Here is a 23,553-nt window from a genome sequence, read left to right on the forward strand (position 1 = left end):
AGTGGCGCGTTGGGCACTTTTAACCCGTACGGGTGAAACGATCCCTCATAAGGGGACAGGAAGCTGTTGTTCCGCGGCTGCTGCGGGGCGGCTGGTGACCCGTTCGGGGTGGAAGCGGTGGATATGGCCGGCCGAAGGGCCGGTCGAGGGGCCGGTCGAGGGTGGAGCGAGGGCCTCCCCTCGGGGGCGGTGGTCTGTATCTGTGCAGGAGGGCTGCGTGCCGGCTGTCCCGGACGCCAGGCGGGTCGGCCCGGGTGGAACGGGGTGCCGGCGGTGGCGGGGCGGCGGGCAGGTCTCGTGGGGCTTCGTTCCCGTGGCACGGGTTGTCAGTGGTGGCGGTTACGGTTCGTGCATGGCTGCCCGTGCGAAGACCACCAAGGACCGGCCGTCCTACCGCTGCACCGAGTGCGGCTGGCAGACGGCCAAGTGGCTCGGCCGCTGCCCCGAATGCCAGGCCTGGGGCACGGTCGAGGAGTACGGCGCGCCCGCGGTCCGTACGACGACGCCGGGGCGCGTCACCACCTCCGCGCTGCCCATCGGCCAGGTCGACGGCCGGCAGGCGACCGCCCGCTCCACCGGCGTGCCCGAGCTGGACCGGGTGCTCGGCGGCGGTCTGGTGCCCGGCGCCGTGGTGCTCGTCGCGGGCGAGCCCGGCGTCGGCAAGTCCACACTGCTGCTGGACGTGGCGGCCAAGGCGGCGAGCGACGAGCACCGGACCCTCTATGTCACGGGTGAGGAGTCGGCGAGCCAGGTGCGGTTGCGCGCCGACCGCATCAAGGCCATCGACGACCATCTCTACCTCGCCGCCGAGACGGACCTCGCGGCGGTCCTCGGCCACCTGGACGCGGTCAAGCCGTCCCTGCTGATCCTCGACTCCGTACAGACGGTGGCCTCCCCCGAGATCGACGGCGCCCCCGGTGGCATGGCGCAGGTGCGGGAGGTGGCGGGCGCCCTGATCCGCGCCTCCAAGGACCGCGGCATGTCCACGCTCCTCGTGGGCCACGTCACCAAGGACGGCGCCATCGCCGGCCCCCGCCTGCTCGAGCACCTCGTGGACGTCGTCCTGCACTTCGAGGGCGACCGTCACGCCCGCCTGCGGCTGGTGCGCGGCGTCAAGAACCGCTACGGCACCACCGACGAGGTCGGCTGCTTCGAGCTGCACGACGAGGGCATCACCGGCCTGACCGACCCCAGCGGCCTGTTCCTCACCCGCCGCGCGGAGCCCGTGCCCGGCACCTGCCTGACCGTCACCCTGGAGGGCCGCCGGCCGCTGGTGGCCGAGGTGCAGGCGCTCACGGTCGACTCCCAGATCCCGTCCCCGCGACGCACGACCTCCGGCCTGGAGACGTCCCGCGTGTCCATGATGCTGGCCGTCCTGGAGCAGCGCGGCCGCATCAGCGCCCTGGGCAAGAGGGACATCTACTCCGCGACGGTCGGCGGTGTGAAGCTCTCCGAGCCGGCCGCCGACCTGGCCGTCGCGCTCGCCCTCGCCTCGGCCGCCAGCGACACCCCGCTGCCCAAGAACCTCGTCGCGATCGGCGAGGTCGGCCTCGCCGGAGAGGTGAGACGGGTCACGGGTGTGCAGCGCAGGCTCTCCGAGGCCCACCGTCTGGGCTTCACGCACGCCTTGGTACCGACCGATCCCGGCAGGGTCCCTGACGGCATGAAGGTCCTGGAAGTCGCGGACATAGGGGACGCCCTGCGGGTGCTTCCGCGCTCGCGTCGGCGAGAGGCCCCACGGGAGGAGGAGGACCGCCGGTAGACTTTGCCCTGGTCTCGCCCGTCCGTACGACCAAGTGTGCGACAGGGGAGCACCTGAAGAACCTGCGACCGGAGGAGTGCAGTGGCAGCCAACGACCGGGCAGCAGCCCCCGGAAGGTCCGGTGGGAGTGCCGGTACCGATGGCCTGATGCGCGCCTCGCTGAGCGCGGTGGCGCCCGGCACACCGCTGCGGGACGGCCTGGAGCGGGTCCTTCGCGGCAACACCGGCGGCCTGATGGTGCTGGGCTCCGACAAGACCGTCGAGTCGATGTGCACGGGCGGTTTCGTGCTGGACGTCGAGTTCACCGCGACCCGGCTGCGCGAGCTGTGCAAGCTCGACGGCGGCATCGTGCTGTCCTCGGACCTGTCCAAGATCCTGCGGGCGGGCGTGCAGCTGCTTCCGGACCCGACGATCCCCACGGAGGAGACGGGCACCCGTCACCGTACGGCGGACCGGGTCAGCAAGCAGGTCGGCTACCCCGTCGTCTCCGTCTCCCAGTCCATGCGGCTCATCGCCCTCTACGTCGACGGCCAGCGCCGCGTCCTGGAGGACTCCGCGGCAATCCTGTCCCGTGCCAACCAGGCCCTGGCGACCCTGGAGCGCTACAAGCTCCGCCTCGACGAGGTCGCGGGCACGCTGTCGGCGCTGGAGATCGAGGACCTGGTCACCGTCCGGGACGTGTCGGCGGTCGCCCAGCGCCTGGAGATGGTGCGCCTCATCGCCACCGAGATCGCCGAGTACGTGGTGGAGCTGGGCACGGACGGACGGCTCCTGGCGCTCCAGCTGGACGAGTTGATCGCCGGCGTGGAACCCGAGCGCGAGCTGGTCGTGCGGGACTACGTGCCCGAGCCGACCGCCAAGCGCTCCCGCACGGTCGACGAGGCGCTCGCCGAGCTGGACAAGCTCAGCCACGCCGAACTGCTCGAACTGTCCACGGTCGCCCGCGCGTTGGGCTACACCGGCTCCCCCGAGGCCTTGGACTCCGCCGTGTCCCCCCGCGGTTTCCGGCTGCTGGCGAAGGTTCCGCGACTGCCGGGCGCGATCATCGACCGGCTGGTGGAGCACTTCGGCGGCCTGCAGAAGCTGCTCGCCGCCAGCGTCGACGACCTCCAGACAGTGGACGGCGTCGGCGAGGCGCGGGCGCGCAGCGTACGGGAAGGCCTGTCGCGGCTGGCGGAGTCGTCGATCCTGGAGCGGTACGTCTGAGCCGTGTGCCTGGCGGTACGTCTGAGTGGTGTGCCTGGACGGCACCCCTGAGCGGTGTGTCCGGGCCGCAGGCCTGAGCGGTGTGTCCGGGCGGTACGTCTCAGCCGTGTGCCTGGACGGTACGTCTCAGCCGTGTGCCTGGACGGTACGTGTGGGCCGTACGTCTGGGCGTCGGCGTGGCCGGAGCCGCGCCGACGTCGGGCTGCCGTCAGTCGTTCGTCAGTCGTTCTTCAGCACGAACGACGTCCGCACCTTCTCGAACCCGGCCGCCTGGGCCTCCACCAGGTAGGTCCCCGCCTTGGCCGAGCCCGCCGGAGGCGTCGCGCACTCGGGGGCGCTCGGCTTGCGGTCCCACTTCGCGGTGTAGGTGATTCCGCTGCCGGCGGCCACCCGGTACTGCAGGCTGCCCGTGCCCTTGACGCAGTCGTCGGAGGACCAGTAGGCGTCGTCGCCGCTGGCCGGCGTGATCGTCAACACCGCGTGCTTCGGGCCGAGATCGACCTTGCAGTCGCTGCCGGAGGTGTTCCGTGCCGTCAGTTCGAAGGTGGGCGTCTGGCCGGGGGCGTAGGTGTTGCGGACGCTGCGCAGGCTCAACTTGACCGCTGCCGAGGTGCAGTTGGGCAAGCCCGACCCACCCGGCAGGACGTCACCCGCGCCGACGCCGGTCGCCGTACCGTCCCCGGAACCGCCGCCGCCGGCACTGCCCGACCCGTCGGACCCTGCGCCACCGCCGGACTCACTGCCACCGGAACCGGAACCGGATCCAGAACCGGAACCGTCGCCGTTCCCGGACCCCGCGCCCGACCCGCTGGAGTCCCCGTTCTCCGACTCGTCGCGGCCGCCCGGCGCCTGACTGATCGCCGGCCCGGAACCCGAGGGCCCGGGAGTGATCGAAGGTGCCGGGTTCTTGCCGTTGGCGCTGTCCTCTCGGTCCTTGCCGCCGCCTCCGCCGCCGGCGACCACGACCCACGTGATCAACAGTGCCAACAGGGCGAACACAGACAGCAGTACGGCCCTCCGTCGCCAGTAGATGGTGGAGGGAAGCGGACCGACCGGATTGCGCAGAGATCCCACGGCGCAAACTGTACGAGAGATCGGCGCGTTCCCTTGTCCCACCCGCCGTTCAGACCGGCAACTTTTACGGATCATCATTCCGGAGACCGCCTCGGACCCCCTGCCGATCGACAGGTTCCACACCTGCCGATCGCAGGGTGTGACGGAACTACGCCTCCCCTTACTGTCCGTGAGCATGACCTTCAAGGACGACGAGCTCTACCGCGACATCACCGGCTTCGCCCAGGACACCCCAACGTGGGTCCAGCACACGGCGGAGGTGTGGACGGAGGGAGGAATCCTGTTGTTCGGCGCGCTGTTCGTCATCGCCTGGTGGCGGTCGCGTCGCGGCACTCCCCACGCGTTCGCGATCGCGGTCCTTGCACCCGTGGCCACGGCTGTGGCGTATGTGTGCAGTGAGCTGCTCAAGTCCGGCTTCACTCAAGAGCGTCCGTGCCGGGCGGTCGCCGCGGCGGTGCCGTCCCTGGCGGAGTGCCCGCCGACCGGCGACTGGTCCTTTCCGAGCAACCACGCGACGATAGCGGGGGGTTCCGCCGTCGCCCTGGCCATGATCCGGCGGGCGGTCGTCTGGCTGACGGCGCCGCTCGCCCTGCTGATGGCCTTCTCCCGGGTCTTCGTCGGCGTCCACTACCCACACGACGTCGCCGCCGGACTGCTGCTCGGTGCCGTCGTCGCCGCCACGGCCGTACGCCTCGGTACACGTCCGGTGACGCGGCTGGCCGAGGCGATGCGTGCGTCGTCGGCGCCGGCGGTGCGGTGGCTGACCGGTCCGGGGCCGGCCGTCCCCTCCGCCGCCGCGTACGCCGCCACCTCGCACCGGCGCCGCTGAAACGCCTCAGGCGTCCGTCTCGACCAGTCCCGCCTCGTACGCAACGATCGCCGCCTGCACCCGGTTGCGTACCTCCAGCCGTTCCAGGACCGCGCTCACGTACGCCTTCACCGTGCCCTCGACGAGGTGCAGCCGTGCGGCGATCTCCGGGTTGGACAGACCGGCGCCGACGAGGCCGAGGACCTCGCGTTCGCGGGGACTGAGCCGCGCCGCACGCGCGCGTGCGTGCTCCTCGCGGGCGAGCCGGCCGCCGCCACCGCCCCGGCCGAGGTCTTCGATGACGTACCGGGCGACCTTCGGGGACAGGAAGGCGGCACCCTCGGCCACGGCCCGTACGCCCGCCATCAGTTCGTAGGGGTCCCCGGACTTGAGCAGGAATCCGGTGGCGCCGCCGGCCAGTGCGCGGGCCACGTAGGACTGTTCGGAAAAGGTGGTCAGCATGGCGACGGCCGTGCCGGGGACGGTCCGTACGATCTCCCGCGCGGCGGCGAGCCCGTCCAGGCGGGGCATGCGGATGTCCAGCAGGGCGACGTCGGGGCGGTGGGCGAGGGCCAGTTCGACCGCCGCGCGGCCGTCGCCCGCCTCGGCGACGACCTCGCTCTCGCCACCGCTCGCCAGGATGGCGCGCACCCCGGCCCGCACCATCGCCTCGTCGTCGGCCAGCAGTACCCGGATCACCGTACGGACTCCTCCTGTTGCTTCCGTTACTTCTGCTGCTTCTGCTGCTGTCGGTTCTTCTGCTGCTGTCGGTTCTTCTGGTTCTTCTGGTTCTTCCGCTACTCGTGCTGCCTCTGCTGCTCTTGCCGGCCGTGTTGTCCGCGGCCCTCGCCGGACAGGCCCACGCGGGGAACGACGTCCTTGGCGACCAGACCTCCCTCGTCGTCGAAGCAGAGGCGGAAGTGGTCGACGGAGACGAGGAGTTCACCACTCGACCGGTAATAGCGGCACTCGGTGTCGTCCGGAGGTGCGGGGGCGCGGTCGACGGGAGGATCGTGAACCGCACGGTCCGGCAGGAAGGGGGCGACCTCGTCGTACGACGTGCCCGGGCGCAGCTCCGCGTAGGCGGCGGGGCTGAGTACCGAGTGCGTCTCGGTGTACGCGTACCAGCCGAAGGCCGCGCCGACCAGCAGGATGCCCGCACCGGCGGCGGCGCCCAGGCCCAGGGCGACGCGGCGGCGGGCGTGGGCGAAGGGCGCCGAGGGCACGGACCGGGCGGTGGGGGCGGGAGCGGGGGCCTGCTGCGCGGGGAGGTACGCGCGGACGCGGAACCCCGCTCCGTGCGGGCCGGCCCGGAAGTCGCCGCCGACCGAGGCGACGGCGGCGCGCAGTCCCAGCAGGCCCGAGCCGCCCGACGAAGGGGGGCCGGGTTCGGCGGCCCGTCCGTTGGTGACGGTGACGGTCGTACCGCGGGCATGCCCGGTGACCGCCACGACGACGGGAGCGCCGGGCGCGTGCCGGGCCGCGTTGGTCAGCGCCTCGCGCACCACCCGGTGCAGCAGGCGTTCGACGATGCCGCCGGGCTCGAGGGCCGGGCCGGCGGTGTCCCGCGGTGCCCAGCGGACGGGGAGCCCCGACTCGGCGGCCCGGGCGACGAGTTCCTCGACGCTCTCGCCCGCCGGGGACAGCGGGGCGGGCTCGTCGTTGACGGACACGTCGCGGAGTACGCCGATGATGCGGTGCAGGTGGTCGGTGGCGTCGGCGGCGGCGGCGCGCAGGTCCGCCGCCGCGGCACGGTGGTCGGCGGCGAGTCCGGGGGCGACCTGGAGGGCCGCGGCGCGCAGGGCGAGCAGGCTCAGCTCGTGCCCGAGGGAGTCGTGCATGTCCTGGGCGATCCGGGCCCGTTCACGCAGCCTCGCCCGTTCCTCGGCGTGCCGCTGCTCGTCCTCCAGCCGGGCCGCCCTGAGCCAGCCGGCCTCGGCGAGCGCCCGGCTCTGCCGCCAGTAGCGTCCGCCGAGCCAGGGGAAGACGCAGCCGAAGAGCAGGGTGCCCGTCAGTACCAGCCACTCGGGTGCCGGATCGACTCCGACCAGCGCGATCCGTACCGTACCGACGACGCCGGCACCTACGAAGCCGGCCACCGCCGGGCGCGCCCGCTCCGCGCGCAGGCCGAGCAGCAGGGCGAAGACGCCGAGGGCGGGGCCGTAGGAGACGCTGAACAGAGCAGGGGCGGCGGACAGGCCGAGGCCCGCCGTCCACACGAACGCGACGAGCGGCCGCCGCCGGGAGAGGGCGGCGGCCACGGCGAGCACGCCCAGGCCGGCCAGCTGCTGCCAGAGGGGACGCGGCTCGTTCATCCCGAGCCGGTCCGCGGTGACGGCGGGGAGCGCGAGGGCCACCCAGAGGAGAGCACCTCTGCCGAGGGGGGCGAGTCGGGTGGGGAGGGCGAGTCGGGCGGGGGCGCGGCCAGGACCCGTGCCGCCTTCAGACGCCTCAGCTCCACCGGACGCCTTGGCGGCACCGGACGCCTCAGCTCCACCGGAGGCTTTGGCTCCACCGGGACCCGTGCCGCCGCCAGGTCCGACAGCACCGATCCCGGCGTCGTCGGCCGGACGGATACCTTCCATGGGTCGACGCTACAAGCGGCGGACGGGGCGGCGCCCCTGCCGATCGTCAGGTGTCATGGCCGCCACCGGGTGGCGGTGCGCCCGTGCGGTGGTCCTCCCGTGGCAGGATCGGAGGGTCATGACTGCGCCCACGAAGCCCTCGAACAACGGCCCCTCCGACCCCGCCGCGACCCCGGCCCCGGCCGCCGTCACCCCTGCCCCTGCCCCTGCCCCGGCCCCCGCCGCCGCCTCCGCGACCGGTGTCCGTGCCGGTACCGGTGCCCGTGTCCAGGTGTCCGCCACGGGTGGCGAGCGGGCCGTGTCCGGTGTGCTGCTGCACACCCCCGTCATCGACTGGTTCGACGAGCACGCCCGCGATCTGCCGTGGCGGCGCCCCGAGGCCGGCGCGTGGGGTGTGATGGTCAGTGAGTTCATGCTCCAGCAGACGCCGGTGAGCCGCGTCCTGCCCGTCTACGAACAGTGGCTGGCCCGCTGGCCGCGCCCCGCCGACCTCGCCGCGGAAGCGCCCGGCGAGGCCGTCCGCGCCTGGGGCCGGCTCGGCTACCCGCGCCGCGCCCTGCGCCTGCACGGCGCCGCCGCGGCCATAACGGAACGGCACGGCGGCGACGTACCGGCGGACCACGCCCAGCTGCTGGCGCTGCCCGGCATCGGCGAGTACACGGCCGCCGCGGTCGCCTCCTTCGCCTACGGCCAGCGGCACGCTGTACTGGACACCAACGTCCGCCGGGTGTTCGCCCGGGCGGTCACCGGTGCCCAGTACCCGCCGAACGCCACCACCGCCGCCGAGCGGAAACTGGCGCGTGCGCTGCTGCCGGACGACGAGGCGCGCGCCGCCCGCTGGGCGGCCGCCTCCATGGAGCTGGGCGCACTCGTCTGCACGGCGAAGAACGAGGCGTGTCACCGCTGCCCGATCGCGGACCGGTGCGCCTGGCGGCTGGCCGGCAAACCCGCGCACGACGGGCCGCCGCGGCGCGGCCAGACGTACGCGGGTACCGACCGGCAGGTGCGCGGCCGACTGCTCGCGGTGCTGCGGGAGGCCCACGGGCCGGTGCGGCAGGCGGCCCTCGACCAGGTGTGGCACGAACCGGTCCAGCGCGCCCGCGCCCTGGACGGCCTGGTCGCCGACGGACTGGTGGAGCCACTGGCGGACGGGATGTACCGGCTGCCGCTGAGCTGACGCACAGCCGCGGCACGGGGCCGCAGGGCCACAGGGCCACAGAGTGGCGTACGGCCGCAGAGTGGCGTCGGCCGCAGAGTGGCGTCGGCCGCAGAGTGGTGTCGGCCGTCGCGCAGAGGTGACGTACAGCCGCGGCACAGTGGTGGAGCCATGCCGCGGCGCCTTCTGTGACGGCGGCGCCGCGGGGCGAATCACCCCCTACCGCCATCAAGCAGCCCACTGCTCCACCCCGGCCCGGTTTCCGTTACACAACCGACGGACAGCCGAGGGTTTGCCGCAGGCTGCTTCGCACAGCGCCGTGACAACGCTTCCCTACCTTCGTTCCTGTGCCCCCGGGCACAGGAACGACTACGGACCACAGGCAGTGGGCCGGCGGGTGACCAGACCGCCGGAAGACGGGGATCGGAAGGCGGTTGACCATGGCGCAGGGCAAGGTACTCGGGTTCGAGGAGTACGTCCGCACCCGGCAGGACGCGCTGCTGCGCAGCGCCCGTCGTCTGGTCCCGGACCCCGTCGACGCCCAGGACCTGCTGCAGACCGCGCTGGCGCGGACGTACCGCCGCTGGGAGACCATCGAGGACAAGCGGCTGGCGGACGCCTACCTGCGCCGGGTGATGATCAACACGCGGACCGAGTGGTGGCGGGCGCGGAAGCTGGAGGAGGTGCCGACCGAGCAGCTCCCGGAGGCCTGCGTGGACGACTCCACCGAGCAGCACGCGGACCGCGCCCTGCTGATGGACGTCATGAAGGTGCTCGCCCCGAAGCAGCGCAGCGTCGTGGTGCTGCGACACTGGGAGCAGATGTCAACGGAGGAGACGGCCGCCGCGCTCGGTATGTCGGCCGGGACCGTCAAGAGCACGCTGCACCGGGCGCTCGCCCGGCTCCGCGAGGAGCTGGTCGCCCGCGATCTGGACGCACGGGCGCTGGAGCGTGAGGAGCGGGAGCGTTGCGCGGCCTGACCATCGGCCGGTCCCCCGGGGAGGCCCGCAGGAACGTACAGGCGGCGAGTACGGCGGTGGCCGTGTTCGTCGCCCTCGGCGTTTCCCTCTCCGGCTGCGGGGCCGGCGGCACCGGCGCCCGCGACGAGGGCCCGGCCCACGCGGACGCGGTGGGCGGGGCCGCCGCCGTCTCGTCCTCCTCGCCCACGGCCTCCCCTTCCAGGGTCCCCGGCCGAGTGGACGCGGTGCGGCTCGTCAAGGACGACCCCGAGGTCTCCGCGGAGGTCAAGCGCGAGCTGAAGCCGTGCGTCGGCGACCAGTACCCCGTCGACGTGTCGTACGGGCAGCTGACCGGAGGCTCGGCGGAGGACGTCCTGGTCAACGTGCTGACGTGCGGTGACGCGGTGGGGGTGGGCACGTACGTGTACCGCGAGGAGGGCGACGCGTACCAGAATGTGTTCAAGGCCGAGGAGCCTCCGGTCTACGCGGAGATCGACCGCGGCGACCTGGTGGTGACCAAGCAGGTGTACGGGAAGGACGACCCGGTGTCCGGTCCGTCCAGCGAGAACGTGATCACGTACCGCTGGGCGGCGGGCCGGTTCACCGAGGAGTACCGCACGCACAACGACTACAGCAACGCCGTGGGGACCGCCCCGACCGAGGTTCCGGAGCCGGAGCCGGACAGCTGACGCACACGGCGCGTGAACCGATCGGGCCGCTCGAACCGATGGCCAAGTGAACGCGGTGCGCGATCCCGGCGTCTGCCCGAGTGACCTCACGTGCCGCACGTGCCCGCACACGCTTCCGGCGACCGCATCCGGCGGGGCCGGCCCGACCATCACACAACGAGGACTGAGAGCACCGGGATGGCAGACCAGACCCACGTCCTGTTCGTCGAGGACGACGACGTCATCCGCGAGGCCACCCAGCTCGCCCTGGAGCGGGACGGCTTCGCGGTCACCGCGATGCCCGACGGGCTGTCCGGCCTGGAGGCGTTCCGGGCCGACCGCCCCGACATCGCACTCCTCGACGTCATGGTCCCCGGCCTCGACGGGGTCAGCCTGTGCCGCCGGATCCGGGACGAGTCCACCGTGCCGGTGATCATGCTGTCGGCGCGGGCGGACTCCATCGACGTCGTACTGGGCCTGGAGGCGGGCGCCGACGACTACGTCACCAAGCCGTTCGACGGAGCCGTGCTGGTCGCCCGGATCCGCGCGGTGCTGCGCCGCTTCGGCCACGCCGGCGGGGGCGACCGGGCGGAGGCGGGAAACACCGCGGACACCGGGGGCGTGCTCACCTTCGGCGAGCTGGAGGTCGACACGGACGGCATGGAGGTACGCCGGGCCGGGCGGCCGGTGGCGCTGACCCCGACCGAGATGCGGCTGCTGCTGGAGTTCTCCTCCGCTCCGGGCACGGTGCTCTCGCGCGACAAGCTCCTGGAGCGCGTGTGGGACTACGGCTGGGGCGGTGACACCCGCGTCGTCGACGTCCACGTGCAGCGGCTGCGCACCAAGATCGGCCAGGACCGTATCGAGACGGTCCGTGGCTTCGGCTACAAGTTGAAGGCCTGAGCGGGGACACAGGGATATGCGGGGGTTCTTCCGACGCCGGACCGCCTCGCCGCCGGGGCGCCCGGGCATCCACAGGGGCGCCCCGGGGGCGAGCACGCCCGCGGGGGCGAACACGCTTGCGGGGCCGGACACGCCCGCGGGGCCGAGCAGCCGCACGGCGCCGCGCAGGACCGCGAGGCTGAGCAGGCCGGCGAGGCTGCGCATCCGGACGGGGCTGAGGACTCGTGGCATCCGCACGGGGCTGGGGATGCGCAACGGGCTCAGTATCCGCAGCGGGCTGCGCTGGAAGCTCAGCGCGGCCATCGCGCTGGTCGGCGCGCTGGTGGCGGTCGCGCTGAGTCTGGTCGTGCACAACGCGGCCCGGGTGTCGATGCTGGACAACGCCCGCGACCTCGCGGACGAACGCGTCCTGATCGCCCAGCGCAACTACGAGCTGTCCGGTCGGCTGAACTTCCCCAACGCCCAGATCGACGACCCGGCGCTGCCGGCGGAACTGCGCCGCAAGGTCGAGAGCGGGCGGCGGGCGACGTACGTCTCCGACCGGCCGAGCGGCCTCACGGACATCTGGGCGGCCGTACCGCTCAAGGACGGGCACGTGATGTCCCTGCACACCGGGTTCACCGACCGCAGCGCCGACATCCTCCAGGACCTCGACCAGGCCCTGGTCATCGGCTCCATCGCCGTCGTCCTCGGCGGCAGCGCGCTCGGCGTGCTCATCGGCGGTCAGCTGTCGCGCCGGCTGCGCAAGGCCGCCACCGCCGCGAACCAGGTCGCCAACGGCGAGCCGGACGTCCGCGTGCGGGACGCCATCGGCGGTGTCGTCCGGGACGAGACCGACGACCTCGCCAGTGCCGTGGACGCGATGGCGGACGCGTTGCAGCAGCGGCTGGAGGCCGAGCGCCGGGTCACCGCGGACATCGCGCACGAACTGCGCACCCCGGTCACCGGGCTGCTGACGGCCGCCGAGCTGCTGCCGCCGGGCCGGCCGACCGAGCTGGTGCTGGACCGGGCGAAGGCGATGCGCACGCTCGTCGAGGACGTCCTGGAGGTGGCCCGGCTCGACGGCGCGTCGGAGCGGGCCGAACTGCAGGACATCATGCTGGGCGACTTCGTGACCCGGCGGGTGGCGGCCAAGGACCCGGACGTCACCGTCCACGTGGTGCACGAGTCGGAGGTCACCACCGACCCGCGCCGCCTGGAGCGCGTGCTGTTCAACCTGCTCGCCAACGCCGCCCGGCACGGCCGGCCCCCCGTCGAGGTCAGCGTCGAGGGCCGGGTGATCCGGGTCCGCGACCACGGACCGGGCTTCCCCGAGGACCTCCTCGCCGAGGGCCCGAGCCGCTTCCGCACCGGCAGTACGGACCGGGCGGGCCGCGGACACGGGCTCGGCCTGACCATCGCGGCCGGCCAGGCCCGGGTGCTGGGCGCCCGGCTCACCTTCCGCAACGTGCGGCCGGCGGGGGCTCCGGAACACGTACCGGCCGAGGGTGCGGTCGCCGTGCTGTGGCTGCCGGAGCACGCGCCGACGAACACCGGGAGCTACCCGATGCTGCCGGACCGGTCGTCGCAGGGTGTACCGGGCCGGTCGTCCCGGAACGCCTCGTCCCGGGGCTCGTCCTAGCAGGCGGGGTCCCGGCCCGTGCCGTCACCCGCCCCCTCGTGCGGCCGGGTGAAGAGAACCGATCGCCTGTCCCACCCGTCCCGCCCGTCCAGCCCGTCTCACCCGTCCGGCAGTACGACGACGGTCTCCGGGCGGACGCAAGGCGCGACCACCCGGAGACCCACCGGAGACCACCGGAGACCACCGGAGACGACCGAAACCACCGAGACCACCGGAGACCTCCGGCAAGCGGCCGGCGCCTCGCCGTCAGACGGATTCGGCCACCGACGCCTTCGCCGTGGTCCCGGCGCCGCCGTCCCCGTCGGCCGGCCCTTCCGCCGCCTTCGGCCCCGCCCCCTTCAGCGGCACCTCCTTCACGAAGACCGCGGCGACCAGGGCGACCACCGCCACCGCGGCGCCGAGCAGGAACGCACCGTGCGTGCCGGAGGACACCGCGTCCTGGTACGCCACGCGCGCCGCCTCCGGCAGCTCGGCCAGGCTCGCCGCGTCCAGCTGCGCCGACTGCTCCGTCACCTTGGAGCCCAGCGCGCCCGCCTTCTCGGCCATGACGTCCTGGACGCGGTGGTTGAACAGGGCACCCATGATCGCGACGCCGAAGGAGGAGCCGAGGGTGCGGAAGAGCGTGGTGGAGGACGACGCGACGCCCATGTCCTTCATCTCCACGCTGTTCTGCGCCACCAGCATGGTGATCTGCATCAGGCAGCCCATGCCGAGACCGACGACGGCCATGTACACCCCGGAGGTGAAGCGGCTGGTGTCGGTGTCCATCAGGGAGAGCAGGTACAGCCCCACCGTCATCAGCGCGCCGCCGGCCACCGGGAAGATCTTGTAGCGGCCGGTGTTGGTGGTGACCCGGCCCGCGACCATCGACGTGACCAGCATCGCGCCCAGCATGGGCAGGAGCAGCAGCCCGGAGTTGGTCGCGGACGCGCCCTGCACCGCCTGCTGGTACAGCGGGAGGAAGAGGGTGGCGCCGAACATCACGAAGCCGACGATGAAGCCGATGACGGACATCAGCGTGAAGTTGCGGCTGCGGAAGATGTGCAGCGGCATGATCGGCTCGGCGGCCCGGGTCTGCCAGAACGCGAAACCGACCAGCGCGGCGACGCCGATGCCGATCAGCTCCATGATCCGCGCGGAGGTCCAGGCGTACTCGGTGCCGCCCCAGGTGGTGACGAGCACGATGGCGGTGATGCCGATGGTCAGGAGCGCGGCGCCCAGGTAGTCGATCCGCGCCTGGCTGCGCTTCTTCGGCAGGTGCAGTACGGCGCTGACGGCGACCAGCGCGACCGCGCCGAGCGGCAGGTTGATGTAGAAGGACCAGCGCCAGCCCCAGTGGTCGGTGATGGTGCCGCCGACCAGCGGTCCGCCGATCATCGCCAGCGCCATGACACCGGCCATCATGCCCTGGTACTTGCCGCGTTCCCGGGGCGGTATGAGGTCGCCGATGATGGCCATGACGCCGACCATCAGACCGCCGGCGCCGAGACCCTGGACGGCGCGGAATCCGATGAGCTGGCCCATGTCCTGGGCCATGCCGCTGAGCGCGGAGCCGATCAGAAAGATCACGATCGACGTCATGAAGGCGCCCTTGCGCCCGTACATGTCGCCGAGCTTGCCCCACAGCGGGGTGGAGGCCGCGGTCGCGAGGGTGTAGGCGGTGACCACCCAGGAGAGGTGTTCCAGACCGCCCAGCTCGCCCACGATCGTCGGCATCGCCGTGCCGATGATCATGTTGTCGAGCATCGCGAGCATCATCGCGATCATGAGCGCGAGCAGGACCACCCGCACGCTTCTCGGCTGCTTGCCACCGCCGGTGACGCCGGCCCCTGCCTCCGCTGCGTCCGCCATCGCTCCCACTCCCCCAGCTACCGCTGTGCACCGCTTACTTACTTGCCGACCGGCAAGTTGACTACACTCGGGAAGGTAGACGCGTAACTAGCCGGGCGTCAAGTAAGTTTTTCGGAAAGTGCGCGGTGCGGTCCGGGAAGTGCGCGGAACAGGAGGTGCGTAGGAGGATGGGCGGCACGATGGACAGCACCAGGCAGCAGCGACGCCGCGGGGACACCCGCCAGCGCATCCAGGACGTGGCACTCGAGCTCTTCGCCGAGCAGGGGTACGAGAAGACCTCACTGCGCGAGATCGCCGAGCGCCTCGAGGTCACCAAGGCGGCGCTGTACTACCACTTCAAGACCAAGGAAGAGATCCTCGTCGGCATCTTCGAGGACCTGACGCGGCCGATCGGGGACCTGATCGCGTGGGGGCGGGAGCAGCCGCACACCCTGGAGACGAAGCAGGAGATCGTCCGCCGCTACGGCGAGGTGCTGGCGGGCGCGGCGCCGCTGTTCCGCTTCATGCAGGAGAACCAGGCGACGGTGCGGGACCTGCGCATCGGCGAGATGTTCAAGACCCGCATGCTCGGCCTGCGCGACATCCTCATCGACCCGGAAGCGGACCTGGTCGACCAGGTCCGCTGCGTCAGTGCGCTGTTCACCCTGCACGCCGGGATGTTCGTCCTCCAGGACCTGGAGGACGACCCCGAGAAGAGGCGCGCGGCCGTTCTCGAGGTCGCCACCGACCTGGTGGCCCAGGCGCACCGGGGCGCGGGGGGCGCGTAGCCCCCCGCGCCCCTGGCCTGGGCTCCCGGCCCCGGCTCCTGGCACTGCTTCCTCAGACGGTCACGCCCTTGGCGCGCAGGAAGGCGACCGGGTCGACGGCCGAGCCGTAGTTCGGGGTCGTACGGATCTCGAAGTGCAGGTGCGGGCCGCTGGAGTTGCCGGTGTTGCCGGACTTGGCGATGGACTGGCCGGTCTTCACGACCTGGCCGGCGCTCACGTTGATCTTGGACAGGTGCGCGTACTGCGAGTACGTGCCGTTGCCGTGCTTGATCACGATCGCGTTGCCGTAGGCGGGGCCGTCACCGGCGCCGTTGCCGCCGGCCTTGACGACGGTGCCGCCGTGCGCGGCGACGACGTTGGTGCCGATCGGCACGGCGAAGTCCTGGCCGCTGTGCTTGCTCGCCCACATGCCGCCGTTCTGGGCGAAGCTCGCGGTGAGCTTGTAGTTCTTCACCGGGTCCACCCAGGAGGCGGCCTTCTTCTTGGTGGCCGTCTTCTTGGCGTTGACGGTGCTCGCGCCGGCCTTCTCGGCCTTCGCCGCCTTGGCCTGCGCCGCGGCCTGGGCCTCGACGGCGCTCGCGGCGGTGGAGGTGCTGGCCGCCGTGGTGCCGGTGGCGGCCGCGACCCCGGCTCCCAGTGCGACCGAGGCTCCGAGGCCGGCGGCCATCACCGCGGCGCGGGTGCGGATGGTCGTACGGGAAGAACGGGACGTGACACGCGGGAACATTCGAACCTCATGGGGACGGGATCAGAGGGATGCCCCTCCGGCGTGACGCGAAGGCGCTCACCGGGCGGGCTCCACATTGGTAACCCGAGGGGCCCGAACCGCACAAAGGTGTGACCTACGACGCTATGTAGTACTTCAGCACGATACTTCTCAACTCTCGACAGAGCCCTCATAACGGACAGAACCAGCTCAGACGCCTGCATATCGCGCACCCGAGCGCTCCGATATGCCCGTTTTCGTAGTTCTTGCGGCTTCCACTATTCCCCGTAGTACAGGGCGAACGGCCTGTGCGGCACATCACCGGCGGCCATGATCGAAGGGCTGGTGAATGTGACGGGGGCTACGCCGAAGCGGCCTTTCCTTTGCGGTTCGTGAGCGGGGTGGGGGACGCGGATCCGGCAGCGTTCGGACCAGGATCGCGACGGGCCCGGCCGGCCCGCCGGTGAAGAAGCTGTTCGTGCGGGGGGCCCGGGCACCGGGCCGGCCGACGGGCCCGTACGGCTGTCCGCGCCGGTGCCCTTCCGGGCGCGGAGCGGACCCCGGCGAGCGGGAGCCGCGCCGGCCGGTCCGCGAGCCGGTGGAGCGGGGTGCGCACGACGCGTCCGCGGCGAGACCCGGCTGGACGCCGCGACCGGTGCGCTCCACCGGACGGCCCGCCCGCCTGTCGGCCCACGCGCCCTGCCCTTCACCCTCCTCCGGCGCACCCTCACCCGGCCCGACGCCGGCCGCCCGCCCGCCCGTCCCCGGTCAGCATCCACCGAACCCCTGCACAGCTCTAGCCACTTACCGTTCGGTAACCCTACGGTTCCTCTCACGCCATCCTCGCAACCGAGCATGCACACGACGAACAGCTGCGCGTACGGACGTGAGAGGACCCCCCATGAACAGACAGCTTCGGCTGCGCCGCGTGTCGACGGCCGCCGTCTCCGCCGCCGCCCTTGTCGCCCTCGCCCACCCCGCGGAGGCCGCGACCGGCACCGACGCACCCGCGCTCACCACCGCCGCGGCAGCCTCCGCCGCGGCCGACGTCGACTACGACACCTGGCAGAAGGACTGCCGGGCCGTGATGGACCAGGCGCTGCCGTACCTGAAGGAGCGCATCGCCGACGCCGCCCCCGGCGAGAAGCAGGCGATCGTCCTCGACATCGACAACACCTCCCTGGAGACCGACTTCGGCTTCAGCTACCCGCAGCCCGCCAACCGGCCGGTCCTGGAGGCCGCCCAGTACGCCCAGGAACGCGGCGTCGCCCTGTTCTTCGTGACCGCCCGCCCGGGCATCATCGAGGCGCCCACCGAGTGGAACCTCGCCCACGCCGGCTACGAGTCCTCCGGCGTCCACGTCCGCGGCTTCCTCGACCTGTTCCGGGACGTCGCCGAGTACAAGACCGAACAGCGCGCCGAGATCGAGTCGAAGGGCTACACGATCATCGCGAACATCGGCAACAGCGCCACCGACCTGTCGGGCGGCCACGCCGAGAAGACCTTCAAGCTCCCGGACTACGACGGCCAGTTGTCCTGACGCCGACCGATAAGCTCCCCTGGTCGATCGACCACGGGGGTGGCACATGGAACCGGCGGTACTCGGCGGGAAGTTGGCGTCCAGCCTGGTCGCCCCGCTGGTGAAGAAGCTCTTCGTCACGGACGGGCCCGGCGCCGGACTGGTCGACCGGCCGGTCCGGCTGACCCGCCTGGTCTCCTTCCGGGGCGAACAGCGCCACCTCGGTGAGGCGGAGGTGCGCAGGCTCGCCGGGCGGCTCGTCGGGGCGTCCCTGGACTCCCCCGGCGAGCCGCCCTTCCCGCCGGACGAGACGGAGGCCGTCAACCACGCGCTGACGACCCGTCTGCTCGCCCTCGGCGAGCTGGACATGGACGACGTCCAAGCGGTGCGGCTGGGCCACCGGGAACTCGCCGAGCAACTGCGGCGCCGGACGCCCTCGACCACCGGGGGCCTGTCCGCCGACGCCTGCTACTTCCTCGACTCGGTGACGGAGTGGGCCTGCCTGCACATCCTGGAGTTCTTCACCCGGCGCTCCACCTTCGTCGCACGGACCCTGGTGGCCCAGACCCGCGGCCAGGCCGAGCTGATCGCGAAGGTCGACGAACTGATCGCCCGCACCCCGCGCCCCGACGCCCGCGACACCGCCTTCGAGCGCCGGTACCTGCCCTACGTCGCCGAGCGCCACAACCACCTCACGATCTACGGCATCGACCTGCGCGACTCCCCCGACCGCTGGCCCCTCGAAGTCGCCTATCTGAACCTGGAGGCGACCGGCATCGAGGAGCGGGCCACCCTCCCCGGGGAGCCCCCCGAGCCGGAACGCACCGTCCTCCTCTCCGCCGAGGAGGCTCTGCACAACGACGATCGCGTGCTGCTGCGCGGCGACGCGGGCTCCGGCAAGACGACCCTGGTGCAGTGGCTGGCGGTGACCGCCGCGCGGGAGACCTCCCGGGTCCCCTACGTCCTGCCGCTGCGCACCCTGATCCGCGCGGGCGCGCTCCCTGCTCCGGCTGCCTTCCTCACCACCGTGGGCTGCCCGCTCACCCCGCCGGACGGCTGGGCGGAGCGTGTGCTGAGCGCCGGCCGGGGCCTGCTCCTCGTCGACGGCCTGGACGAGATCCCCGCCGCCGACCGGAACCGCACCCGCGACTGGCTCCTCGCCCTCATCCGTGCCTTCCCCGGCAACCGCTGGCTGCTCACCTCCCGCCCCACCGCCGTACGCCCCGACTGGCTGGCCGCGGAGGGCTTCCGGGAACTGACCCTCACCCCGATGCGCCAGGACGACGTCACCACCTTCGTACGGCGCTGGCACGCGGCGGCCGACGCCCCCGAGTACGAGGCGAAGCTGCTGGACGCCCTGCGCACCAAGCGGGACCTCGCCCGGCTCGCCACCAACCCGCTGATGTGCGGCCTGATCTGCGCCCTGCACCGGGAGCGGCGCGGCTACCTCCCCACGGGCCGCAAGGAGCTGTACGACGCCGCCCTGACGATGCTGCTGGCCCGCCGGGACCGGGAGCGGGGCATGGAGGCGGTTGAGCTGAGCGAGGAGGCGCAGCTGGAACTGCTCCAGCGGCTGGCGTACGCGCTGGTGCTGAGCGGACGCACGGAGATGGACGTGGAGACCGCCGAGGGCATCGTGGAGCGTGCCCTGCCGTCGGTCGCCTCGGCGGCGGGGCAGGGGGACGCGGCGACGGTCCTGCGGGCGCTGGTCCTGCGCAGCGGGCTGCTCCGGCGCCCCGGCGAGGGATCCCTCGACATCGTCCACCGCACCTTCCAGGACTACCTGGGCGCGCGGTACGCGGTCGAGGAGGGCCACCTCGACGTCATCGCGGGCCACGCGGGCGACACGCAGTGGGAGGACGTGATCCGCATGGCGGTGGCCCACGCCCGCCCCGGGGAACGGGCGCACCTGCTGCGCCGGCTGCTGGCCCAGGACGTCCCGCGTCTGACGCTGTTGGCCCTGGCGTGCCTGGAGCACGCCACCGCGCTGGATCCGGTGGTGCGGGCGGACGTGGAGGCGCGGGCCGGGGAGCTGATTCCGCCCCGGTCGAAGGAGGACGCAAAGGCACTGGCGGAGGCGGGCCCGCTGGTGCTGGAGCTGTTGCCGGGACCGGAGGGGCTGACGGATACGGAGGCGCACGGCGTCGCGGTGACGGCCTCGCTCCTGGCCGAACGCGAACCGGGCGGGGCGCTCGCCGTGCTGCGCCGGTTCAGAGAGCATCCGGATCTCGAGGTCCGGCGGCAGCTGGTGGGGACGTGGGAGCGGTTCGATGCGCGGGGCTACGCGACGGAGGTCCTGGACCACCTGGACCGCGCGGACCTGTACCTGACCTGTGCGAACCGGGCACAGCGTGCCGCCCTCCGGGACATGCGGCCGTGGAGCCGTCTCGAGTTTCGCGGGACGCACGGTATGACCGACATCCTCGGGTGCGTGGCGGAACCGGGTGCCGTCGAGAAGCTTCGCCTCAAGGACAACCCGGAAGTGACCGACCTGGGTGACCTGCTGGCTTTCGACTCCCTGCGCCACCTGTCCGTGTTCGGCTGCCGGTCGGCCCGGGGTATCGGGCAGCTCTCGGCTCTGCGACTCAAGGAGCTCATGATCATCAAGCTCGCCGATCTCACCGGTCTCCAGGAACTCGACTCGCTCGACCAGCTGTCCGTGGTGCAACGGCTTCCGGGGACCAGCCTGACCGACTCCCTCCCCGTCGACGCGCCGTTGCGGCAGCTCTTCCTCGGCCAGGGCACCACCGCGGACGCCGGTCTTCGAGGCCTGTCCCACTGGGCCGGTCTGGAGTGGCTCGCCCTCCTCTTCACCGATCCACTCACGGCGGACGACTGGGCCGAGGTCTCCCGGCTTCCGCTGCTCACCACTCTGTACCTGAGCGCTTCGCTCTTCCAGGACGGCCTCGGGCCGATGACCCCGGTCCCCGGCGTGCGCTCAGTCGTCCTCCACACCCCCCGCGGCACCCGCGTCGACACCGCCCGGATCGCCGCCTTCTTCCCCGACGCGGAGCTGGTCCAGGACGAACGCTGACACGGCAAAGGGGCTGCCCCGGGACCGGAGTCCCGGGGCAGCCCCTTGCTCGACGCACCCTCGGAGGGCTACGCCTCCTTGCTCAGGTTCGGCCCGGCGCCGCCGGCCGCCTGCTCGATCGGCGGGACGTCGGGGAGCGCCGACTTCTCCTCACCCCGGAAGGTGAAGGTCTTGGCGTCGCCCTCGCCCTCGGTGTCCACGACCACGATGTGGCCGGGGCGCAGCTCGCCGAAGAGGATCTTCTCCGACAGCGTGTCCTCGACCTCGCGCTGGATCGTGCGGCGCAGCGGACGCGCGCCCAGCACCGGGTCGTAGCCCTTCTTGGACAGCAGCTCCTTGGCGGACTGGGAGAGCTCGATGCCCATGTCCCGGTCCTTGAGGCGCTCGTCGACCTTGTCGATCATCAGGTCGACGATCCGCAGGATGTCGTCCTGGCTGAGCTGCGGGAAGACGACCACGTCGTCGACGCGGTTGAGGAACTCGGGCCGGAAGTGCTGCTTGAGCTCGTCCTGGACCTTGTTCTTCATGCGCTCGTAGTTGGTCTTCGTGTCGCCCGCTGCGGCGAAGCCGAGGTTGAAGCCCTTGGAGATGTCCCGGGTGCCGAGGTTGGTCGTCATGATGATGACCGTGTTCTTGAAGTCCACGACCCGGCCCTGGGAGTCGGTCAGGCGACCGTCCTCCAGGATCTGCAGCAGCGAGTTGAAGATGTCCGGGTGGGCCTTCTCGACCTCGTCGAAGAGGACGACCGAGAACGGCTTGCGGCGGACCTTCTCCGTCAGCTGGCCGCCCTCTTCGTAGCCCACGTAGCCGGGGGGCGAACCGAAGAGACGCGACACCGTGTGCTTCTCGCTGAACTCCGACATGTCGAGGGAGATCAGCGCGTCCTCGTCACCGAAGAGGAACTCGGCGAGCGCCTTGGACAGCTCGGTCTTACCGACACCGGACGGGCCGGCGAAGATGAACGAGCCACCGGGACGCTTCGGGTCCTTCAGGCCGGCCCGGGTACGGCGGATCGCCTTGGACAGCGCCTTGACGGCGTCGACCTGGCCGATGACCCGCTTGTGGAGCTCGTCCTCCATGCGCAGCAGGCGGGACGACTCCTCCTCGGTCAGCTTGAAGACCGGGATGCCGGTCGCCGTGGCGAGGACCTCGGCGATCAGCTCGCCGTCGACCTCGGCGACGACGTCCATGTCGCCGGCCTTCCACTCCTTCTCCCGCTTGGCCTTGGCGGCCAGGAGCTGCTTCTCCTTGTCGCGGAGGGAGGCGGCCTTCTCGAAGTCCTGCGAGTCGATCGCGGACTCCTTGTCGCGGCGGACGCCGGCGATCTTCTCGTCGAACTCGCGCAGGTCCGGCGGCGCGGTCATCCGGCGGATGCGCATCCGGGAGCCGGCCTCGTCGATCAGGTCGATCGCCTTGTCCGGCAGGAAGCGGTCCGAGATGTAACGGTCGGCGAGCGTCGCCGCCTGGACCAGGGCCTCGTCCGTGATGGAGACGCGGTGGTGGGCCTCGTAGCGGTCGCGGAGGCCCTTGAGGATCTCGATCGTGTGCGGCAGCGACGGCTCCGCGACCTGGATCGGCTGGAAGCGGCGCTCGAGGGCCGCGTCCTTCTCCAGGTGCTTGCGGTACTCGTCCAGCGTGGTCGCACCGATGGTCTGCAGCTCACCGCGGGCCAGCATCGGCTTCAGGATCGAAGCGGCGTCGATGGCGCCCTCGGCGGCACCCGCACCGACCAGCGTGTGCAGCTCGTCGATGAACAGGATGATGTCACCGCGGGTGCGGATCTCCTTGAGCACCTTCTTCAGGCGCTCCTCGAAGTCACCGCGGTAGCGGGAGCCGGCGACCAGCGCGCCGAGGTCCAGGGTGTAGAGGTGCTTGTCCTTGAGGGTCTCGGGCACCTCGCCCTTGACGATGGCCTGCGCGAGGCCCTCGACGACGGCGGTCTTGCCGACGCCGGGCTCACCGATGAGGACCGGGTTGTTCTTGGTACGGCGGGACAGCACCTGCATGACCCGCTCGATCTCCTTCTCGCGCCCGATGACCGGGTCGAGCTTGGACTCACGAGCGGCCTGGGTGAGGTTCCGGCCGAACTGGTCGAGGACCAGGGACGTGGAGGGCGTGCCCTCGGCAGGACCGCCGGCGGTGGCGGTCTCCTTGCCCTGGTAGCCGGAGAGCAGCTGGATGACCTGCTGCCGCACCCGGTTGAGGTCGGCACCCAGCTTGACCAGGACCTGGGCGGCGACGCCCTCGCCCTCACGGATCAGGCCGAGCAGGATGTGCTCCGTGCCGATGTAGTTGTGACCCAGCTGGAGGGCCTCGCGGAGCGACAGCTCCAGGACCTTCTTGGCACGGGGGGTGAAGGGGATGTGACCCGACGGGGCCTGCTGGCCCTGCCCGATGATCTCCTCCACCTGCTGGCGGACCGCCTCGAGCGAAATCCCGAGGCTCTCAAGGGCCTTGGCGGCGACACCCTCACCCTCGTGGATCAGGCCCAGGAGGATGTGCTCGGTGCCGATGTAGTTGTGGTTGAGCATCCGGGCTTCTTCCTGAGCCAGGACGACAACCCGCCGCGCGCGGTCGGTGAACCTCTCGAACATCGTTAATCGCTCCTCAGAGCGGTCAGGCAGTAAGGGGAACTTCCCCTCCCTGTCCTTCCGCAGCTTAGTCCCGCAAGCGGGGACCGCTCATTCCAACTGCCGACACCGTCGATGGCCTCCTGACCCCTGACGCCGACATCTGCCACAACCCGATGGTGCGAGACGATGTTCCCGCAGGCCAAGCACTTACCCCACTCGCCAGTACGCCGATGGCGAACGTGAGACGGCCCAATCTGCGTGTCGCCCCCTCCCACTAGGGATGTCTTACCCGCACGGACTGACACTCCATGCCGCGCGCATCGATTCCCTCCGCTACGGGCGAACAACCTTGCGCCGTCCC

The 23,553-nt window shown here is 71.8% G+C and carries 17 protein-coding genes; 11 read left to right on the plus strand and 6 right to left on the minus strand.

Annotation, left to right across the window (positions count from 1 at the left end):
- The first annotated feature begins 352 nt into the window (after nt 1-352).
- Together radA and disA are read left to right on the plus strand one after the other, a co-directional pair.
- Entirely contained in the window at nt 353-1,762 is a 1,410-nt protein-coding gene (gene radA / locus ACP4IX_RS30135) for a DNA repair protein RadA (protein WP_426524148.1), read from the plus strand.
- Between the two features lie 81 nt (nt 1,763-1,843).
- A complete protein-coding gene (disA, locus tag ACP4IX_RS30140) occupies nt 1,844-2,968 on the plus strand; it encodes a DNA integrity scanning diadenylate cyclase DisA (RefSeq protein ID WP_426524146.1) in 1,125 nt (374 codons plus the stop codon).
- A gap of 219 nt (nt 2,969-3,187) precedes the next feature.
- Here the strand turns inward: disA and ACP4IX_RS30145 are convergent, their stop codons facing one another.
- Nucleotides 3,188-4,042, minus strand: a complete 855-nt coding sequence (locus ACP4IX_RS30145) for a hypothetical protein (RefSeq protein ID WP_426557695.1) — start codon at nt 4,040-4,042, stop codon at nt 3,188-3,190.
- A gap of 175 nt (nt 4,043-4,217) precedes the next feature.
- On the opposite strand from ACP4IX_RS30145, the gene ACP4IX_RS30150 reads away from it, so the two are divergent.
- Nucleotides 4,218-4,871 (plus strand): phosphatase PAP2 family protein, encoded by a 654-nt coding sequence (locus tag ACP4IX_RS30150; RefSeq protein WP_426557697.1) that lies wholly within the window; start codon nt 4,218-4,220, stop codon nt 4,869-4,871.
- A 6-nt stretch (nt 4,872-4,877) separates the two neighbouring features.
- On the opposite strand, the gene ACP4IX_RS30155 is transcribed toward ACP4IX_RS30150, so the two are convergent.
- Complete coding sequence (locus ACP4IX_RS30155; RefSeq protein WP_426557699.1) at nt 4,878-5,549, minus strand: response regulator transcription factor; 672 nt, start codon at nt 5,547-5,549, stop codon at nt 4,878-4,880.
- A gap of 98 nt (nt 5,550-5,647) precedes the next feature.
- Nucleotides 5,648-7,207: a histidine kinase gene (locus tag ACP4IX_RS30160; RefSeq protein ID WP_426557701.1), complete on the minus strand. Its 1,560-nt coding sequence runs from the start codon at nt 7,205-7,207 to the stop codon at nt 5,648-5,650.
- Between the two features lie 346 nt (nt 7,208-7,553).
- Between ACP4IX_RS30160 and ACP4IX_RS30165 the strand changes: the two genes are divergently transcribed.
- The 5 genes from ACP4IX_RS30165 (at nt 7,554) to cseC (ending at nt 12,742) form a co-directional block, all read left to right on the plus strand.
- A complete protein-coding gene (locus tag ACP4IX_RS30165; protein WP_426557703.1) occupies nt 7,554-8,612 on the plus strand; it encodes an A/G-specific adenine glycosylase in 1,059 nt (352 codons plus the stop codon).
- A 419-nt stretch (nt 8,613-9,031) separates the two neighbouring features.
- The gene (locus ACP4IX_RS30170; RefSeq protein ID WP_426524134.1) at nt 9,032-9,571 is read left to right on the plus strand and encodes a SigE family RNA polymerase sigma factor; all 540 of its coding nucleotides are present in this window, start codon (nt 9,032-9,034) and stop codon (nt 9,569-9,571) included.
- Nucleotides 9,559-10,239: a hypothetical protein gene (locus tag ACP4IX_RS30175; protein WP_426524132.1), complete on the plus strand. Its 681-nt coding sequence runs from the start codon at nt 9,559-9,561 to the stop codon at nt 10,237-10,239. The genes ACP4IX_RS30170 and ACP4IX_RS30175 overlap by 13 nt, the downstream gene beginning before the upstream one ends.
- A gap of 177 nt (nt 10,240-10,416) precedes the next feature.
- Nucleotides 10,417-11,121 carry a two-component system response regulator CseB gene (gene cseB / locus ACP4IX_RS30180; protein WP_426524130.1) on the plus strand — a complete coding sequence of 235 codons (705 nt, stop codon included), beginning with the start codon at nt 10,417-10,419 and terminating at the stop codon, nt 11,119-11,121.
- 16 nt (nt 11,122-11,137) lie between these two features.
- Nucleotides 11,138-12,742 (plus strand): two-component system sensor histidine kinase CseC, encoded by a 1,605-nt coding sequence (cseC, locus tag ACP4IX_RS30185; protein ID WP_426557705.1) that lies wholly within the window; start codon nt 11,138-11,140, stop codon nt 12,740-12,742.
- A gap of 246 nt (nt 12,743-12,988) precedes the next feature.
- On the opposite strand, the gene ACP4IX_RS30190 is transcribed toward cseC, so the two are convergent.
- On the minus strand, nt 12,989-14,593 hold the full coding sequence (locus tag ACP4IX_RS30190; protein WP_426557707.1) for an MDR family MFS transporter: 1,605 nt from the start codon (nt 14,591-14,593) through the stop codon (nt 12,989-12,991).
- 179 nt (nt 14,594-14,772) lie between these two features.
- Between ACP4IX_RS30190 and ACP4IX_RS30195 the strand changes: the two genes are divergently transcribed.
- Nucleotides 14,773-15,360 (plus strand): TetR/AcrR family transcriptional regulator, encoded by a 588-nt coding sequence (locus ACP4IX_RS30195; RefSeq protein ID WP_426524124.1) that lies wholly within the window; start codon nt 14,773-14,775, stop codon nt 15,358-15,360.
- Nucleotides 15,361-15,412: 52 nt separating this feature from the next.
- On the opposite strand, the gene ACP4IX_RS30200 is transcribed toward ACP4IX_RS30195, so the two are convergent.
- On the minus strand, nt 15,413-16,087 hold the full coding sequence (locus ACP4IX_RS30200) for a M23 family metallopeptidase (RefSeq protein ID WP_426524122.1): 675 nt from the start codon (nt 16,085-16,087) through the stop codon (nt 15,413-15,415).
- A gap of 880 nt (nt 16,088-16,967) precedes the next feature.
- On the opposite strand from ACP4IX_RS30200, the gene ACP4IX_RS30205 reads away from it, so the two are divergent.
- Both ACP4IX_RS30205 and ACP4IX_RS30210 read left to right on the plus strand, forming a co-directional pair.
- Nucleotides 16,968-17,606 (plus strand): HAD family acid phosphatase, encoded by a 639-nt coding sequence (locus ACP4IX_RS30205; RefSeq protein WP_426557709.1) that lies wholly within the window; start codon nt 16,968-16,970, stop codon nt 17,604-17,606.
- Nucleotides 17,607-17,652: 46 nt separating this feature from the next.
- Nucleotides 17,653-20,619, plus strand: coding sequence for an NACHT domain-containing protein (locus ACP4IX_RS30210; RefSeq protein WP_426557711.1), 2,967 nt, complete (start codon nt 17,653-17,655; stop codon nt 20,617-20,619).
- 68 nt (nt 20,620-20,687) lie between these two features.
- Here ACP4IX_RS30210 and ACP4IX_RS30215 read toward each other — a convergent pair whose 3' ends face one another.
- Entirely contained in the window at nt 20,688-23,213 is a 2,526-nt protein-coding gene (locus tag ACP4IX_RS30215) for an ATP-dependent Clp protease ATP-binding subunit (RefSeq protein ID WP_426557712.1), read from the minus strand.
- Between the last annotated feature and the right edge of the window lie 340 nt (nt 23,214-23,553).

Source organism: Streptomyces sp. WG5 (genome assembly GCF_049974565.1).
Lineage (GTDB): Bacteria > Actinomycetota > Actinomycetes > Streptomycetales > Streptomycetaceae > Streptomyces.

Excerpts from the sequence above, each read along its gene's own strand:
- radA (WP_426524148.1), top strand. The coding sequence starts at position 353 with ATGGCTGCCCGTGCGAAGACCACCAAGGACCGGCCGTCCTACCGCTGC.
- ACP4IX_RS30150 (WP_426557697.1), top strand. The coding sequence starts at position 4,218 with ATGACCTTCAAGGACGACGAGCTCTACCGCGACATCACCGGCTTCGCC.
- ACP4IX_RS30165 (WP_426557703.1), top strand. The coding sequence starts at position 7,554 with ATGACTGCGCCCACGAAGCCCTCGAACAACGGCCCCTCCGACCCCGCC.
- ACP4IX_RS30170 (WP_426524134.1), top strand. The coding sequence starts at position 9,032 with ATGGCGCAGGGCAAGGTACTCGGGTTCGAGGAGTACGTCCGCACCCGG.
- cseB (WP_426524130.1), top strand. The coding sequence starts at position 10,417 with ATGGCAGACCAGACCCACGTCCTGTTCGTCGAGGACGACGACGTCATC.
- cseC (WP_426557705.1), top strand. The coding sequence starts at position 11,138 with ATGCGGGGGTTCTTCCGACGCCGGACCGCCTCGCCGCCGGGGCGCCCG.
- ACP4IX_RS30190 (WP_426557707.1), bottom strand. The coding sequence starts at position 14,593 with ATGGCGGACGCAGCGGAGGCAGGGGCCGGCGTCACCGGCGGTGGCAAG.
- ACP4IX_RS30195 (WP_426524124.1), top strand. The coding sequence starts at position 14,773 with ATGGACAGCACCAGGCAGCAGCGACGCCGCGGGGACACCCGCCAGCGC.
- ACP4IX_RS30200 (WP_426524122.1), bottom strand. The coding sequence starts at position 16,087 with ATGTTCCCGCGTGTCACGTCCCGTTCTTCCCGTACGACCATCCGCACC.
- ACP4IX_RS30205 (WP_426557709.1), top strand. The coding sequence starts at position 16,968 with ATGAACAGACAGCTTCGGCTGCGCCGCGTGTCGACGGCCGCCGTCTCC.
- ACP4IX_RS30210 (WP_426557711.1), top strand. The coding sequence starts at position 17,653 with ATGGAACCGGCGGTACTCGGCGGGAAGTTGGCGTCCAGCCTGGTCGCC.
- ACP4IX_RS30215 (WP_426557712.1), bottom strand. The coding sequence starts at position 23,213 with ATGTTCGAGAGGTTCACCGACCGCGCGCGGCGGGTTGTCGTCCTGGCT.